Raw genomic sequence first — 13,754 nt, 5'->3', positions numbered from 1 at the left:
CCTGGCAACAGGTGCTGCTGGAATGGCAGCGCGACTGGAAGAACCGCGACACCTACGACGCCGTGATGGCCCTGGTCAAGGAGCACTCCGGCGCCTACGGCATGGGCGTGGACTACGCCTACACCATGGTCCACAAGGCGCCTGAGCGCGTTGAGCACGGTCCGACCCTGGCCCCTGTTGCGGCGCCCATCTGACCTCATGACGGCGGAAACGCCCTCGACTCGACCAGCGGCGCGCATCGGTGCGCGCCGCTGGATCGACAAGACCAAGGCCTCGAGCAGAGTCTCCAGCATGAGCGAGACGCAAGCAGAAACCGTCACCCTGGTGGTGCGCCATCAGGTTCGCCCCAACCACGTGCCCCATTACGAGGCCTGGCTGCGCCGCATCATCGCCACTGCCAGCCAATGCCCCGGCCACCTCGGCGTGGACGTGGTGCGCAGCCGTCAGCCTGGCGTGACGCAGTTCACCTGCGTGCTGCGCTTCGCCAGCCTGCAGCAGTTGCAGAACTGGATCGAATCGGAACAACGACGCCAGTTGATCGCCGAAGTCGAGCCACTGCTACGCGCCGGCGACCAACTGGAGATCGCCGAGAACAAGGAATTCTGGTTCGTGCCGGAAACCGCACAGGCACCGCCGCCCCGCTGGAAACAGGTCTGCGTCACCTTCCTGGTGATCCTGCCGCTGAGCCTGCTGATACCGCTGCTCTGGCAACCCCTGTTCCACCTTGTTCCCTGGCTCGGCGATTACCTGCCAAGCAACGTCCTTATCACCCTGAGCATCGTCCTGCTCGTGGTGTACCTGTTCATGCCCGTGGCCACGCGGCTGTTCGACGCCTGGCTGAACCCAACCGTAGACGAGGATCGACCATGAGCCAGGACCCCTCCGACCCGAAACGCCGCCACTTTCTCGCCACCAGCAGCGTCCTTGGCGCGGCCGGGGCATTGTGGTCAGCCATGCCCTTCGCGGCCATGGCCAGCGACTCATCCGTCAGTTCATCAGGAGGCAACATGAGTGCCGATCTCATTCTCTACAACGGTCGCCTGCACACGGTTGATCGCGAAAAGCCCCAGGCCAGCGCCGTAGCCATCAAGGACGGGCGCTTCGTCGCCGTCGGCAGCGACGCCGAGGCCATGGCCATGCGCGGTGATGCCACCCGCGTGGTCGACCTGCAGAAACGCACGGTCATCCCTGGCCTCAACGACTCGCACCTGCACCTGATTCGCGGCGGCCTCAACTACAATCTGGAGTTGCGCTGGGAAGGCGTGCCGTCGCTGGCCGATGCCCTGCGCATGCTCAAGGATCAGGCTGACCGCACGCCGACGCCGCAGTGGGTGCGCGTGGTCGGCGGCTGGACCGAATTCCAGTTCGCCGAGAAACGTCTGCCGACCCTGGATGAGCTGAACAAGGCGGCGCCGGATACGCCAGTGTTCGTCCTCCACCTCTACGACCGCGCCCTGCTCAACCGCGCGGCATTGCGCGCCGTGGGCTACGACAGGAACACGCCGAACCCGCCCGGCGGCGAGATCCAGCGTGATGCCAGTGGCGAGCCCACCGGCATGCTGATCGCCCGGCCCAATGCACTGATCCTCTACGCTACCCTGGCCAAGGGGCCGAAGCTGCCGCTGGAGTATCAGGTCAACTCCACCCGCCAGTTCATGCGTGAGCTCAACCGCCTGGGCGTGACCAGCGCCATCGACGCCGGCGGCGGTTATCAGAACTACCCGGACGACTACCAGGTGATCCAGGAGCTGGCCGACAAGGATCAGCTCACCGTGCGCATCGCCTACAACCTGTTCACCCAGAAGCCCAAGGAAGAGCTGACCGACTTCAAGAACTGGACCAGCAGCGTCAAGCTGCACCAGGGCGATGACTTCCTCCGTCACAACGGCGCCGGCGAGATGCTGGTGTTCTCCGCTGCCGACTTCGAGGATTTTGTCGAGCCGCGCCCGGACCTCGCACCGAGCATGGAAGCCGACCTGGAGCCGGTGGTGCGTCATCTGGTCGAGCAGCGCTGGCCGTTCCGCCTGCACGCCACCTACGACGAATCCATCTCGCGCATGCTCGACGTATTCGAGAAGGTCGACCGCGACATGCCGTTCAACGGCCTGCCCTGGCTGTTCGACCACGCCGAGACCATCAGCCCACGCAATATCGAACGGGTACGCGCGCTGGGCGGTGGCATCGCCATCCAGCACCGCATGGCCTTCCAGGGCGAGTATTTCATCGACCGCTACGGCGCCAAGGCCGCCGAAGCCACGCCACCGATCCAGCGCATGCTGGCCGAAGGCGTGCCGGTCGGCGGCGGCACCGATGCCACCCGCGTGGCCAGCTACAACCCCTGGACGGCGCTGTACTGGCTGGTCAGCGGCAAGACCGTCGGCGGCACCACGCTCACCCCGCAGGGCCTGTCGCGCGCCACCGCGCTGCAGCTGTTCACCCACGGCAGTGCCTGGTTCTCCAGCGAGCAAGGCAAGAAGGGTCAGATCAAGGTGGGCCAGCTCGCCGACCTGGTGGCCTTGAACGCGGACTTCTTCAGCGTCGAGGAAGAGCAGATCAAGTGGCTGGAGTCGGTACTCACCATCGTCGGCGGCAAGGTGGTGCATGGCACCGGCGAGTTCGACAAGCTCGCCCCGCCGACGCTGCCGGTCTTGCCGGACTGGTCGCCGGTGGCCATGGTGCCTGGGCACTGGAAGCCGGCAGCGGCGCCCATGGCCGCCAGCATCCACCAGTGCATCGGCGCCTGCGCCGTGCATCAGCACCAGCATGACCGCGCCCGCCGCAGCAGCATGCCGGTGAGCGACCACCAGGGCTTCTGGGGCGCCTTCGGCTGCTCGTGCTTTGCGTTCTGACATGACCGGGGAAAAAGCTTCGCCGTGGAGCGCACTCAACCACGTCACGTTTCGTTGGCTGTGGCTGGCCAGCATCGCCTCGAACATCGGCACCTGGATGCACGAGGTCGGTGCCGGCTGGCTGATGACCGGCCTGTCGAGCAACCCCATGCACGTGGCACTGGTACAGGTCGCCGGCTCCGCGCCGATGTTCCTTCTGGCGCTGCCGGCCGGGGCCATGGCCGACATCGTCGACAAGCGTCGCTACCTGCTCGGCGTGCAATTGTGGATGGCGGCAGTGGCAACGCTGCTGGCCATCCTGACGCTACTCGGCCTGACCACGGTCTGGCTGCTGCTCAGCCTGACCCTGGCCATGGGTGTCGGTACCGCGCTGATGATGCCGGCCTGGTCGGCGCTGACCCCAGAGCTGGTGAGCAAGCGCGACCTGCCCTCGGCCATCGCCCTGTCGAGCCTCGGCATCAACGTGGCCCGCGCACTCGGCCCGGCCATCGCCGGGGTACTGGTCAGCCTCAGCGGCCCCTGGGCGACCTTCGCCCTCAACGCCCTGTCGTTCTTCGCGGTGATGGCGGTGCTGCTGACCTGGAAGCGTGAGCGCCAGGTCGCTGCCTTCCCGGCCGAACGCCTGCTCGGCGCCATGCGTGCCGGCTGGCGCTACAGCCGCGCATCGCGACCACTACAGGCCGTACTGGTCCGCGCCGCAGCGTTCTTCGTCGGTGCCAGCGCCGGCATGTCGCTGCTGCCGTTGATCGTACGTGGTGAATTGCAAGGCAGTGCCAGTGACTTTGGCCTGCTGCTGGGTAGCGTCGGTATCGGCGCAGTGCTCGGCGCCATGCTGCTGCCCAAACTGCGTGAGCGCATCAGCTCCAACACGCTGGTGGCCGCGGCCAGCCTGCTCTACGCACTGGTGTTGCTGGCCCTGGCCTGGGTGCGAGATTTCGCCGTGCTGCTGCCGGTGATGCTGCTCAGCGGTGCGGCGTGGATCGCCGTGCTGTCGAGCCTGCAGGTCAGTGCGCAGACTTCGGTGCCGGACTGGGTGCGAGCCCGCGCGTTGTCGGTGTATATCCTGGTGTTCTTCGGCAGCATGGCCGCTGGCGGTGCACTCTGGGGCTATGTCGCCAGCCAGGCGTCGATTCCGGTCGCCCTGTTCGCCGCCGCTGGTTGCCTGGTGCTGGGCTTGTCGCTGACGCTGCATTTCCCGCTGCCGGTTACCGAAAGCGAAGACCTCGCCCCGTCGCTGCATTGGCCAGCGCCGATTCTGGCTGACCAAGCCGATCTGGAGCGCGGCCCGGTCATGGTCACGCTGCAGTACGACATCGCAGCGGAGCATGCAGCCGACTTCCGCCAGGCGATGGCCGAGGTCGCTCGCATGCGCAGACGCAACGGCGCGTTCTCCTGGGGGCTGGTGCAGAACAGCGAGAATCCTCGCCACTGGCAGGAGTTCTTCTTTGACGAGTCCTGGCTCGAACACCTGCGCCATCACGGCCGGGTGACGCGCGCCGAGCAACGCATCGAGGCGGCGGCCAGGCATTTCCAGAACCCGGACGTGCCCGTGCACATCGAGCACTTTCTGATGCCGGCCAAGGATGCGCCCCATGCCACCCCCTGACGACGGCAACTGCCCGAATCAGGGCGTGACAGGTTGAGTGCAGCATGCCTCGTCATGCCCTGTTCATCCACGGCATCTGGCTCACGCCAGCGATCTGGGAGCCATTTCAGAGGCGTTTCAGCGCCTGCGGTTATCGCTGCACGGCGCCGCCCTGGCCGGTTAGCACTGAGGGTCGACAACCCGGCATCAGCACCCTCCTGGCCCATTACGAAACGCTGGTACGCAAGCTGGAGCAGCCGCCGCTGCTGATTGGCCATGACCTCGGTGGTCTGCTGGTGCAATTGCTGCTCGACCGCGGCCTGGGCCAGGCCGGTATCGCCATCGCTCCACTGGCGCCACGCGCCGGTTTGCTGGGATTGCATAGCACCTGGCCATGGCTGTTGCCCTGGGTGGGTTGGCGTGACCTGCTGTACATGACACCGCAGTATTTCGCGCGCAATATGGCGCAGACGCTGACACCTGCAGAGCAAAACGCCGCCTATGTGCGCCACATCGTTCCGGCGCCCAGCCGGGTGTTCGTCGAGGCTGCGCTGGGCATCGGTAGCACCGTCGACTTCGCCAACGGCGAACGTGCGCCTCTGCTGTTGCTGGCAGCAGGCAATTCCCACATCGTTCGCGCCAGCGTAGTGGCCGCCCTCTATCGTCGCCACCGAGACTCGTCAGCCATCACCAGCTTCAAGCAGTTCCCCGGCTACAGCCACTGGCTGATCGCCGAACCCGGTTGGGAGAGAATTGCCGACTACAGCATCGAATGGGTTCAGAACCAAGTTGGACGTTTTTAAAGCACATACCCCACAAGCTCGCCTCGGCGTCATGGCAGGCCTGCTCTGCCTGGTGTTTTTCAGCGTTGCCGCGCTGGCCGACAGAAGCGCTCTGCAGCAGCAGCTGGAGCATCGGCGCTGGACGCTCAACGACAACAGCCCCAGCCAGATCGGCGCATTGGCCGAAGCCCGGGACGGTTACCTGTGGCTGGGCACTCACGACTCCCTGTATCGTTTCGACGGTTTCGAGTTCACCCGATATCGCACGCCTGGTGGCCATGAACTGGGTATCGTATCCAGCCTGTTGGCCAGCGACGCCGGGCTTTGGGTCGGCTTGCGCAACGGCGGCGTTCACCTGATCGCATCGGCGGAGGAACGTCCCGGCAGCTTCGATCTGGCCCGAGGGGTCATCTACGCCCTGGCCCAGACAGCAGACGGCAGCGTCTGGGCTGCAGCCAACGACGGCCTGATGCGTTTCGACGGCAAGCGCTGGCAGCAACTGGGTATCGCAGAAGGTTTTATCGGCGAGAATGCCTACAGCGTCTTCGTCGACAGCAGTGACCGTCTCTGGGTGGCCGATGAACAGCGCCTTTATGTCCTGCCACCCGGGGCCCAGAAACTGCACGACACCGGCGTTCGCAGCCAACGTACGCGTCAGATGGCGCAAGCCGCTGACGGTGCACTGTGGCTGATCGAGCGCGACCGCGAGAGTCTGCTGCGAGTAAGGATCGATCAGCCGCACCTGCAGGCGACCCGCATCGCACTCGGCGAAGCAGCCAACGCCATGTTGTTCGACCAGCACGGCTGCCTCTGGCTGAGCACCGCCGGCGGCGGCCTGCTGCACGTGGCCAAACCCAACGAACATGGCCGTGGCCGCTTCGATGATATCGAGCGGCTTTCTTCACGTGATGGTCTGAGTTCCGACTTCGCCTGGCCGCTGCTCGAAGACAGCGAAGACAGCCTGTGGGTCGGCACACAGAACGGGCTGGATCGGCTGCGCGAACGCCCTCTGCGCCCTGCCGGCTTTCCGCCCGAGGCGAACAACCTGGCGATTGCCGCCGATGACGCCGGCAATCTCTGGGCCGCCAGCAGCAACCTGCCGCTCATGCGCCTGGATGAACAGGGTTTGCATGAGCTGCCGCTGCGTACACCGATCAGCGCGATCAGCAAGGACCCTGGCGGTTCCGTCTGGCTGGCCGGCTCCGAGGGTATCTGGCGCAGCACGGGCAAGCAGCTGGAAAAAGTCTCCGCCCTGCCGATCGAGCGTGATCTGGATTCCTCGGTGCGCACCCTGTTGATCGACGCTAAAGGCGCGCTCTGGCTCTCGCTCAACCGTCAGGGTCTCTACGTGCTGCGCGATGGCAACTGGCGACGGCTTCCCGCCCCCAGCAAGGACCCGGCGCAACTGATGCCGGTGAGCTCCGCCCTCGCCCCTGATGGCAGGCGCTGGTTCGGCTATCGCAACAACCTGATCGTCAGCCATGACGATCAGGGCGAACGCCACTGGGGCAGCGCCGACGGGCTGGATATTGGCCACGTGACGGCGATGGCTCATTTGCAGGGCCACAGCTGGTTCGGTGGCCAACACGGCCTGGCGCGCTTCGATGGCAAGCGTTTCCAGCATCTGCCGCTGAGCGAGAGTGGCCTGTTCGACAATCTCTACGCGATCATCCCGGTTACCGGCCCTCAAGGCGAAGACCTCTGGCTGCAAGGCAAAGGTGGCGTCTTCCAGTTACCGGCCGCAGAAATCGAAAAGGCCCTGAACGATCCCAAATACCATATCCGTTACCGTACCTACGATCTGCAAGGCGGGCTCGCCAACGACCCGCACCAGGTGCTCGCGCTGCCAACGGCCGTGCGCAGCAGCGATGGTCGCCTGTGGTTCGTCACCCGCAACGGCGTGGCCGGTTTGAGCCCGGACAGGGCGATGCATAGCAACAAGCCGCCCAGGGTGCGTATCGAATCGTTACTGGCTGACGGTGCGACCATCTCCTTGCAAACGCCGCCAATCCTGCCCGCAGACAGCAAACGCCTGGTCATTCACTACGGTGCCCTGAGCCTGTCTGCGCCCGAGGGGCTGCATTTTCTCTACCGTCTCGATGGCTTCGACAGCGAATGGCATTCCGCCGGACGTCAGCGCGAGGCGACCTATACCGGCCTGCCGGCCGGCGACTATCGCTTTCGCGTACGAGCGCTCAATCAAAATGGCGTGGCCAGCGAGCAGGATGCCGAACTCAGGTTCAGCATCGGGCAGGTGTTCTACCACCATCCGCTGTTCATCCTGGCCATGGCACTGGTCGTGCTGCTGACCCTGCACCTGCTCTATCGCAATAACATGCAGCGCGCGGCCGAACGCCTGCGCACACGCCTGGAAGAACGCCACGACGAACGCGAGCGCATCGCCCGCGAACTGCACGACACCTTGCTGCAGGGCGTGCAGGGGCTGATGCTCCACGTGCAGGCTGCGGCAGACAGTCTGCCAGCCGATCAAACGGTGCGAGGCAAGCTTGAGAATGCCCTGGATCGTGCCGATCAGGTCATCGCCGAAGGTCGTGATCGGGTGCGCAACCTGCGCCACGCCGAGGAGGCGTCGAACGACTTGCCGCAGACGCTGCAAGAGCTCGATCAATTGCACGAACATGCCGACACCGAGTATCGGGTCGAGATCGCAGGCACGCCCTGCGCCCTCCACCCGGTGGTGCATGACGAACTCAGCCAACTCGCACGCGAGGCGGTCAGCAATGCCTTCCGTCATGCCAGGGCGCGCCACGTGTGCGTGCAGCTGGATTACCAACCCCGACAGTTGTCATTGTGCGTGAGCGACGATGGCCGCGGCCTGCTGGCCGAGTACCTGCAGGGCGCGGAGCCGGTCGATCACTGGGGCCTTACAGGCATGTACGAACGCGCCGCCAAGATTGGCGGCACCCTGAACATCGACAGTACCCCAGGCCACGGCTGCCAGGTACGAGTGACCCTGGCCGGACCATTGGCCTATCGCCCGTCGCCCCCTCGCGCGCGGCGCTGGCTAAACTGGAAACGATTGAACAGGAGCTCGCAGTCATGACCGCTGCCACCCCCATCCGCGTGCTGGTCGCCGACGACCATCCTCTGCTGCGCGAGGGCATCGCTGCCGTGCTGGCCGGGCAGGCGGATATCGATCTGGTCGGCGAAGCCAGCGATGGTCGTGAGGCACTGGAATGCTTTCGCCAGCTACGGCCCGACGTCACCCTGATGGACCTGCAGATGCCGCGCATGAACGGCATCGACAGCATCCTGGCGATTCGCGGCGAATGCCCGGATGCACGCATTGCCATCCTCACCACCTATCGCGGTGACGTGCGTGCGCTGCATGCGATCCAGGCGGGCGCGCAGGCTTATCTGCTGAAAAGCACCCTGCGCAAGGAGCTGGTGGAAACCATTCGCAGCCTGGCCGCCGGCAGACGCCATATTCCGCCCGAGATCGCCGCCGACCTGGCCCAGCACATCGGCCAGCAGTGTCTCAGCCCGCGTGAAGTTGAGGTGCTGCAGGCGGCCGCTCTGGGTTATTCGAATCGCGATATCGCACTGCAACTGCGCATCACCGAAGACACGGTCAAAGGCCATATGCGCCTGATCATGGACAAGCTCCGCGCCAACAATCGCACCCACGCCGTGGCCATCGCCGTGCAACGCGGTGTGCTGGAGATCGGCACCCCACTTTAGTGTTGTCACCCTTCCCCTCCTTGTGAGCTGTGCACCATCGACGGCGCCGCGCATGCTCTGCAATCAATCATCCAAGGAGGTTTCGCAATGGGCTCGTTCGGCGAACTTCAGGCAATTGCGCCCTGCCTGCACCAGGCCGGGCACGACCCGCAGCTTCTTGACCGTATCGCGGCCTTGCTCGCCGAGGCTGAAACGCAGCTGCTGGAGGACACGCAAAGCGCCTACTTGCAGGTCGAGCAGGCCATGACGCTGCTGCGCCAGGTCAACGCCTGCAAGCAGTGTGGCATTCGTCAGTGCGCGAACGGTCTGACACGCTGGCAGACGCGACGCCTGGATCAGTACATCGGCGACAACCTGGCCACCGCCATTCGCACCTGCGACCTGGCAGCCCAGCTCAGCCTGAGCAGCAGCCATTTCTCCCATGTGTTCAAACAGACCTTCGGCGTCACGCCGCTGGCCTATGTGGCACGCAAACGCATCGAGGCGGCCAGGGAGATGATGCTGTCCACCGATCAACCATTGACCCAGATCGCGCACGCCCACGGGTTCTGCGACCAGTCGCATTTCACCCGCACCTTCCGCCGCGAGACCGGACTGAGCCCTTTGATATGGCGGCAGCGCTGCACAGCAAAGTCCAAAGCCACCGCCGAGCCGTGATCAGCCGAGCATGGTCACGTGGCGTGGGTGACTGGCGACGCGCTCGAGCCAGGCGCGCACGGCCGGGAAGGCCTCCAGGCTGAAGCCGCCTTCGTCGGCCACGTGGGTGTAGGCATACAGGGCGATATCGGCGATGGAGTAGTGCTCACCGACCAGGTAAGGAGTGCGCTCGAGCTGCTTCTCCATCACCTTCAAAGCCTTGTAGCCAAGCTTCAGGCAGCGCGCGTGCTCCTCGCGGCGCTCCTCCGGCATGCCCTGGTAGAGCTGGATGAAACGCGCCACCGCGACGTACGGCTCGTGGCTGTATTGCTCGAAGAACTGCCACTGCAGCACCTGGGTGCGCAAGCGCGGCTCGCTGGGCAGGAACTCGCTGCCATCGGCGAGGTAGTTGAGGATGGCGTTGGACTCCCACAGGCAGGTGCCGTCTTCCAGCTCCAGCACCGGAATCTTGCCGTTGGGGTTCTTGGCCAGGAAGGCTTCGCTTTGCGTTTCGCCCTTGAGGATATCGATGGCAATCCACTGGTACTCCTTGCCCAGCAGATGCAGCATCAGCTTGACCTTGTAGCAGTTGCCCGAGCGGTAATCGCCGTAGACCTTGAACATCGCATTGCCCTCCCCGTGTTTCCTTCTTTTACCTGTAGGAGCCGGCTTGCCGGCGATCAGCCCTAGCAAGCGCATCGCCGGCAAGCCGGCTCCTACGCTACAAGCTTCTACTTCGCCTGCGCCTCTTGAATCACCGCCGCCAGACGGCGCAGCCCCTCGCCCAGACGCTCCGGCGCCACGTGGCTGAAATTCAGTCGCAGGTGGCCGGGATTGGCATCCGGATCGATGAAGAACGGCTCACCCGGCATGAAGGCGACGTTCTGCGCCAGCGCCGCATCGAGCAGCGTGCGGGTGTCGAGCGGTTGCTTCAGGGTCAACCAGAAGAACAGACCGCCCTGTGGAATTTCCCACTCGGCCAGGTCGCCGAAGTGCTCCAGCAACGCCGCCTGCATGGCGTCGCGGCGAATGCGGTAGAAGTCGCGCAGCTCGGCCAGGTGGCCACGGTACTGCTCGCTGCCCAGCCACTGCAGCGCCTGCCACTGGCCGATGCGGTTGGTGTGCAGGTCGGCTGACTGCTTCAGGCGCAGCAGGTGCGGGTAAAGGTCCTGGGTGGCGATCAGGTAGCCGACACGCAGGCCCGGCAACAGTGTCTTGGAGACGGTACCGGTATAGATCCAACTGGCCTTCTTCAGGCGGCTGACGATGGGCGTGGCGCTACCGGCATCGAACACCAGCTCGCGGTACGGCTCGTCCTCGATCAGGGTCACGCCGAACTCGTCGAGCAGCGCCGCCACGGCTTCACGCTTGGCTTCGCTGTAACGGGTGGCGGACGGATTCTGGAAGGTCGGGATCAGGTAGGCGAAAGCCGGCGTGTGATTTTCCAGACGCTGACGCAGCGCCGCCAGCTCGGGGCCGTCGGCCTCCTGCGGCACGCTGATGCAGTCGGCGCCAAACAGCTGGAAGGCCTGCAGGGCCGCCAGGTAGGTCGGCGCTTCGAGCAGCACTTCGGTGCCCGGATCGATGAACAGCTTGGAGGCCAGGTCCAGGGTCTGCTGCGAACCGCTGACGATCAGTACCTGGCTGGCATCGCAGGGCACACCCAGCGCGCGTGCCTCGGCGGCAATGGCCTCGCGCAGCGCCGGCTCGCCTTCGCTCATGCCGTACTGGCCCATGCTCGCCGGCATCTCGGTCCAGTCCACCTTCGGCAGCATCGGCTCGGCCGGCAGGCCACCGGCGAAGGACATCACTTCCGGACGCTGCGCCGCGGCAAGAATTTCACGGATCAGGGAGCTTTTCAGGCGGGCGATGCGTTCGGAGAAGGCCATGGGATGTCCTGGGGTGCAAAAGTCATTGGAATTAAGTCAAACTGCTTGACCGAAACTACGCCGCCAACCAGAGATACGTCAATATGACTGACCTAAAAAATTTCCCCGAGAAATTTTTCACGTCGCCCGCCGAGGGCACGCAGGCCGGCCGTCATGGCGCGCAGGTCATCAAGAACGCCGCTGCTCAGCAGGCCGCCATGGAAGCCTTCTTCTTCGGCTACCAGGCCTTCACGGCCAAGCCCGACGAAATGCTCGCCAAGCGCGGCCTGTCGCGCGTGCATCACCGCATCCTGTTCTTCATCGCCAAGTACCCGGGCCTGAACATGACCGAGCTGCTGGGTTACCTGGGCGTGAGCAAGCAGGCGCTGAACATGCCGTTGCGCCAACTGATCGAAATGAACCTGGTGCAGAGCGAGGCTGCCGCAGACGACAAGCGCAAGCGTGTTCTCGGCTTCACCCTCGAGGGCGCCAAACTGGAGCAGGCCCTGCGCCGCGAACAGGCGCGCCTGTTGCAGCGCGTGTTTGGCGAGATGGGCGAAGAGGCCGTGCAGGGCTGGCTGGACGTCAATCATGCGCTGGCGCGCAGCCGCCAGGAACGCACCTGAGCATCACGCCCATATCCCGCTCGCAGGCGCTCGCATACCCATTCATTCGCAAACAGAGCTCGCGCCCAGCGATTCAGCCTGCCTCCTTGGTTCCTCTGCGCCGCCGGTCACGCAGGCCATCAGGTGATTGCACCCTGACACGACCTCTGCGATCATATGCGAATCATTATCACCTTAACTTAGATCTCGCGAGGTGCGCGTGTCGGTTCAGGATTCCAGCAATCAGCAACTGGTCGGTCTGCTTTATCGCGATCACCGTGACTGGCTGTTCGGCTGGCTGCGCAAAAGCCTGAATTGCGCGCAACGCGCCGAAGACCTGAGCCAGGACACCTTCGTCCGCCTGCTCGGCCGCGCCGACCTGCACCACCCGCGCGAGCCCAGAGCCCTGCTCACCACCATCGCCAAAGGGCTGCTGGTCGACCAGTTCCGCCGCCATGCGCTGGAACGTGCCTATCTGGAAGAACTCGCGCTGGCTCCGCAAGCCCTGCAGCCCAGCCCGGAAGAACAGGCGCTGGCACTTGAGCAACTGGCCGAGATCGACCGCCTGCTCGGTCAACTGTCGAGCAAGGCACGCGCGGCGTTCCTCTATAACCGTCTGGACGGCCTCGGTCATGCCGAAATCGCCGAGCGTCTTGGTGTGTCCCCGTCGCGCGTGCGCCAATACCTCGCCCAGGGCCTGCGCCAGTGCTACATCGCACTGTACGGAACGCCGCAATGAGTCAGGTATCGGCTCGCGTGCTCGATGAGGCCATCGCCTGGCAGCTGTGCCTGGACTCGGGTGAAGCCAGCGAGCAGCAGCGCCACGACTTCGCCGACTGGCTGGCCGCTCACCCGGCGCATGGCCTGGTCTGGCGACGCCTCGGCGGCATCGACCAGCAACTTTCTGCCGCCAGCACGCCGATGGCGCGACGCGCCCTGTTGCAGAGCAGCGTCAGCCGTCGGCGCAGCCTGCGCCGTCTCGGCGGTAGCGCCCTGAGTCTGCTGCTGGCCACAGGTGTAACGCTGGCGCTGCTGGCTCAGCAACGCCCGCTTGGCGACTACCTCGCCGACTACCATACCGCCAGCGGAGAACAACGCGACCTGCTGCTCGCCGACCGCAGCCAGGTACGCCTCAACAGCCGCAGTGCGCTGGATATCGAATTCGACGACAACGAGCGGCGCCTGCACCTGCGCAGCGGCGAAATTCTGGTTCAGACCGCCAAGGGCGATACCCGCCCCTTCATCGTCGAAACGGAGCAGGGACGACTGCGTGCATTGGGTACGCGCTTTCTGGTCCGACGCGAAGGGGCTGCGACCGAACTGATCGTGTTGCAGTCAGCAGTCGCTGCCAGGCCGCTGACCGGTTCGCAGGAACGCATCATCCACAGCGGCGAGCAGGTGCGCATGGACAGCCAGCACCTCGGCGACAGCCATCCTGCCCCCGTCAGCGCCGACGCCTGGAGCCGCGGCATGCTGGTGGCGGACAACCTGCCACTGCAGCGCCTGATCGATCAGCTTGGCGAATACCGCAGCGGTTATCTGAGCCTCGACCCGAGCCTGGCCGGGCTGCGCATCAGCGGCAGCTTCCCGCTGCACGACAGCGACAAGGCACTGGCCGCCCTGGCGCTGAGCCTGCCCGTGCGTACCGAGCAATTGGGCCCCCGGTGGACCCGCGTGGTGCCGGCAGAAAAATAATTTTCTGCGCCCCTGTCATTTTTCTTTCCTGC

The 13,754-nt window shown here is 64.9% G+C and carries 12 protein-coding genes and 1 pseudogene; 11 read left to right on the top strand and 2 right to left on the bottom strand.

All coding sequences use genetic code 11. The annotated features are described in order from the left end of the window. The 8 genes and pseudogenes from ACN0X6_RS20090 to ACN0X6_RS20055 all read left to right on the top strand — a co-directional run. A pseudogene (locus ACN0X6_RS20090) lies at window positions 1-194 on the top strand (hydrolase); the annotation flags it as partial. 97 nt (window positions 195-291) lie between these two features. Further along, a complete protein-coding gene (locus ACN0X6_RS20085) occupies window positions 292-870 on the top strand; it encodes an antibiotic biosynthesis monooxygenase (protein WP_417706679.1) in 579 nt (192 codons plus the stop codon). 137 nt (window positions 871-1,007) lie between these two features. Beyond that, the gene (locus ACN0X6_RS20080) at window positions 1,008-2,849 is read left to right on the top strand and encodes an amidohydrolase (protein ID WP_417706689.1); all 1,842 of its coding nucleotides are present in this window, start codon (window positions 1,008-1,010) and stop codon (window positions 2,847-2,849) included. 1 nt (window position 2,850) lies between these two features. Then, the gene (locus ACN0X6_RS20075) at window positions 2,851-4,455 is read left to right on the top strand and encodes an MFS transporter (RefSeq protein WP_417706677.1); all 1,605 of its coding nucleotides are present in this window, start codon (window positions 2,851-2,853) and stop codon (window positions 4,453-4,455) included. Window positions 4,456-4,499: 44 nt separating this feature from the next. Then, a complete protein-coding gene (locus ACN0X6_RS20070) occupies window positions 4,500-5,237 on the top strand; it encodes an alpha/beta fold hydrolase (protein WP_417706675.1) in 738 nt (245 codons plus the stop codon). A gap of 31 nt (window positions 5,238-5,268) precedes the next feature. Further along, on the top strand, window positions 5,269-8,280 hold the full coding sequence (locus ACN0X6_RS20065) for a triple tyrosine motif-containing protein (RefSeq protein WP_417706673.1): 3,012 nt from the start codon (window positions 5,269-5,271) through the stop codon (window positions 8,278-8,280). Beyond that, window positions 8,277-8,918 carry a response regulator gene (locus ACN0X6_RS20060; RefSeq protein ID WP_417706671.1) on the top strand — a complete coding sequence of 214 codons (642 nt, stop codon included), beginning with the start codon at window positions 8,277-8,279 and terminating at the stop codon, window positions 8,916-8,918. Before ACN0X6_RS20065 ends, ACN0X6_RS20060 begins: the two co-directional genes overlap by 4 nt. 87 nt (window positions 8,919-9,005) lie before the next feature. After that, on the top strand, window positions 9,006-9,575 hold the full coding sequence (locus ACN0X6_RS20055) for a helix-turn-helix domain-containing protein (protein WP_417706669.1): 570 nt from the start codon (window positions 9,006-9,008) through the stop codon (window positions 9,573-9,575). Here the strand turns inward: ACN0X6_RS20055 and ACN0X6_RS20050 are convergent, their stop codons facing one another. Further along, window positions 9,576-10,178, bottom strand: a complete 603-nt coding sequence (locus ACN0X6_RS20050) for a glutathione S-transferase family protein (RefSeq protein WP_417706668.1) — start codon at window positions 10,176-10,178, stop codon at window positions 9,576-9,578. Between the two features lie 107 nt (window positions 10,179-10,285). Further along, window positions 10,286-11,443 (bottom strand): PLP-dependent aminotransferase family protein, encoded by a 1,158-nt coding sequence (locus ACN0X6_RS20045; protein WP_417706666.1) that lies wholly within the window; start codon window positions 11,441-11,443, stop codon window positions 10,286-10,288. An 83-nt stretch (window positions 11,444-11,526) separates the two neighbouring features. Here ACN0X6_RS20045 and ACN0X6_RS20040 point away from each other — a divergent pair, with 83 nt between their 5' ends. The 3 genes from ACN0X6_RS20040 (at window position 11,527) to ACN0X6_RS20030 (ending at window position 13,722) form a co-directional block, all read left to right on the top strand. Further along, on the top strand, window positions 11,527-12,048 hold the full coding sequence (locus ACN0X6_RS20040; protein WP_417706664.1) for a MarR family winged helix-turn-helix transcriptional regulator: 522 nt from the start codon (window positions 11,527-11,529) through the stop codon (window positions 12,046-12,048). Between the two features lie 193 nt (window positions 12,049-12,241). Then, complete coding sequence (locus tag ACN0X6_RS20035) at window positions 12,242-12,766, top strand: RNA polymerase sigma factor (protein ID WP_417706662.1); 525 nt, start codon at window positions 12,242-12,244, stop codon at window positions 12,764-12,766. Continuing rightward, window positions 12,763-13,722 carry a FecR domain-containing protein gene (locus ACN0X6_RS20030; RefSeq protein WP_417706661.1) on the top strand — a complete coding sequence of 320 codons (960 nt, stop codon included), beginning with the start codon at window positions 12,763-12,765 and terminating at the stop codon, window positions 13,720-13,722. The genes ACN0X6_RS20035 and ACN0X6_RS20030 overlap by 4 nt, the downstream gene beginning before the upstream one ends. Window positions 13,723-13,754 lie beyond the last annotated feature (32 nt).

Origin of the sequence: Pseudomonas sp., assembly GCF_048269965.1 — a bacterium.
GTDB lineage: Bacteria > Pseudomonadota > Gammaproteobacteria > Pseudomonadales > Pseudomonadaceae > Aquipseudomonas.
The sequence above is the reverse complement of the archived record's forward strand: the minus strand, read 5'-3'. Positions and strand labels throughout refer to the sequence as shown.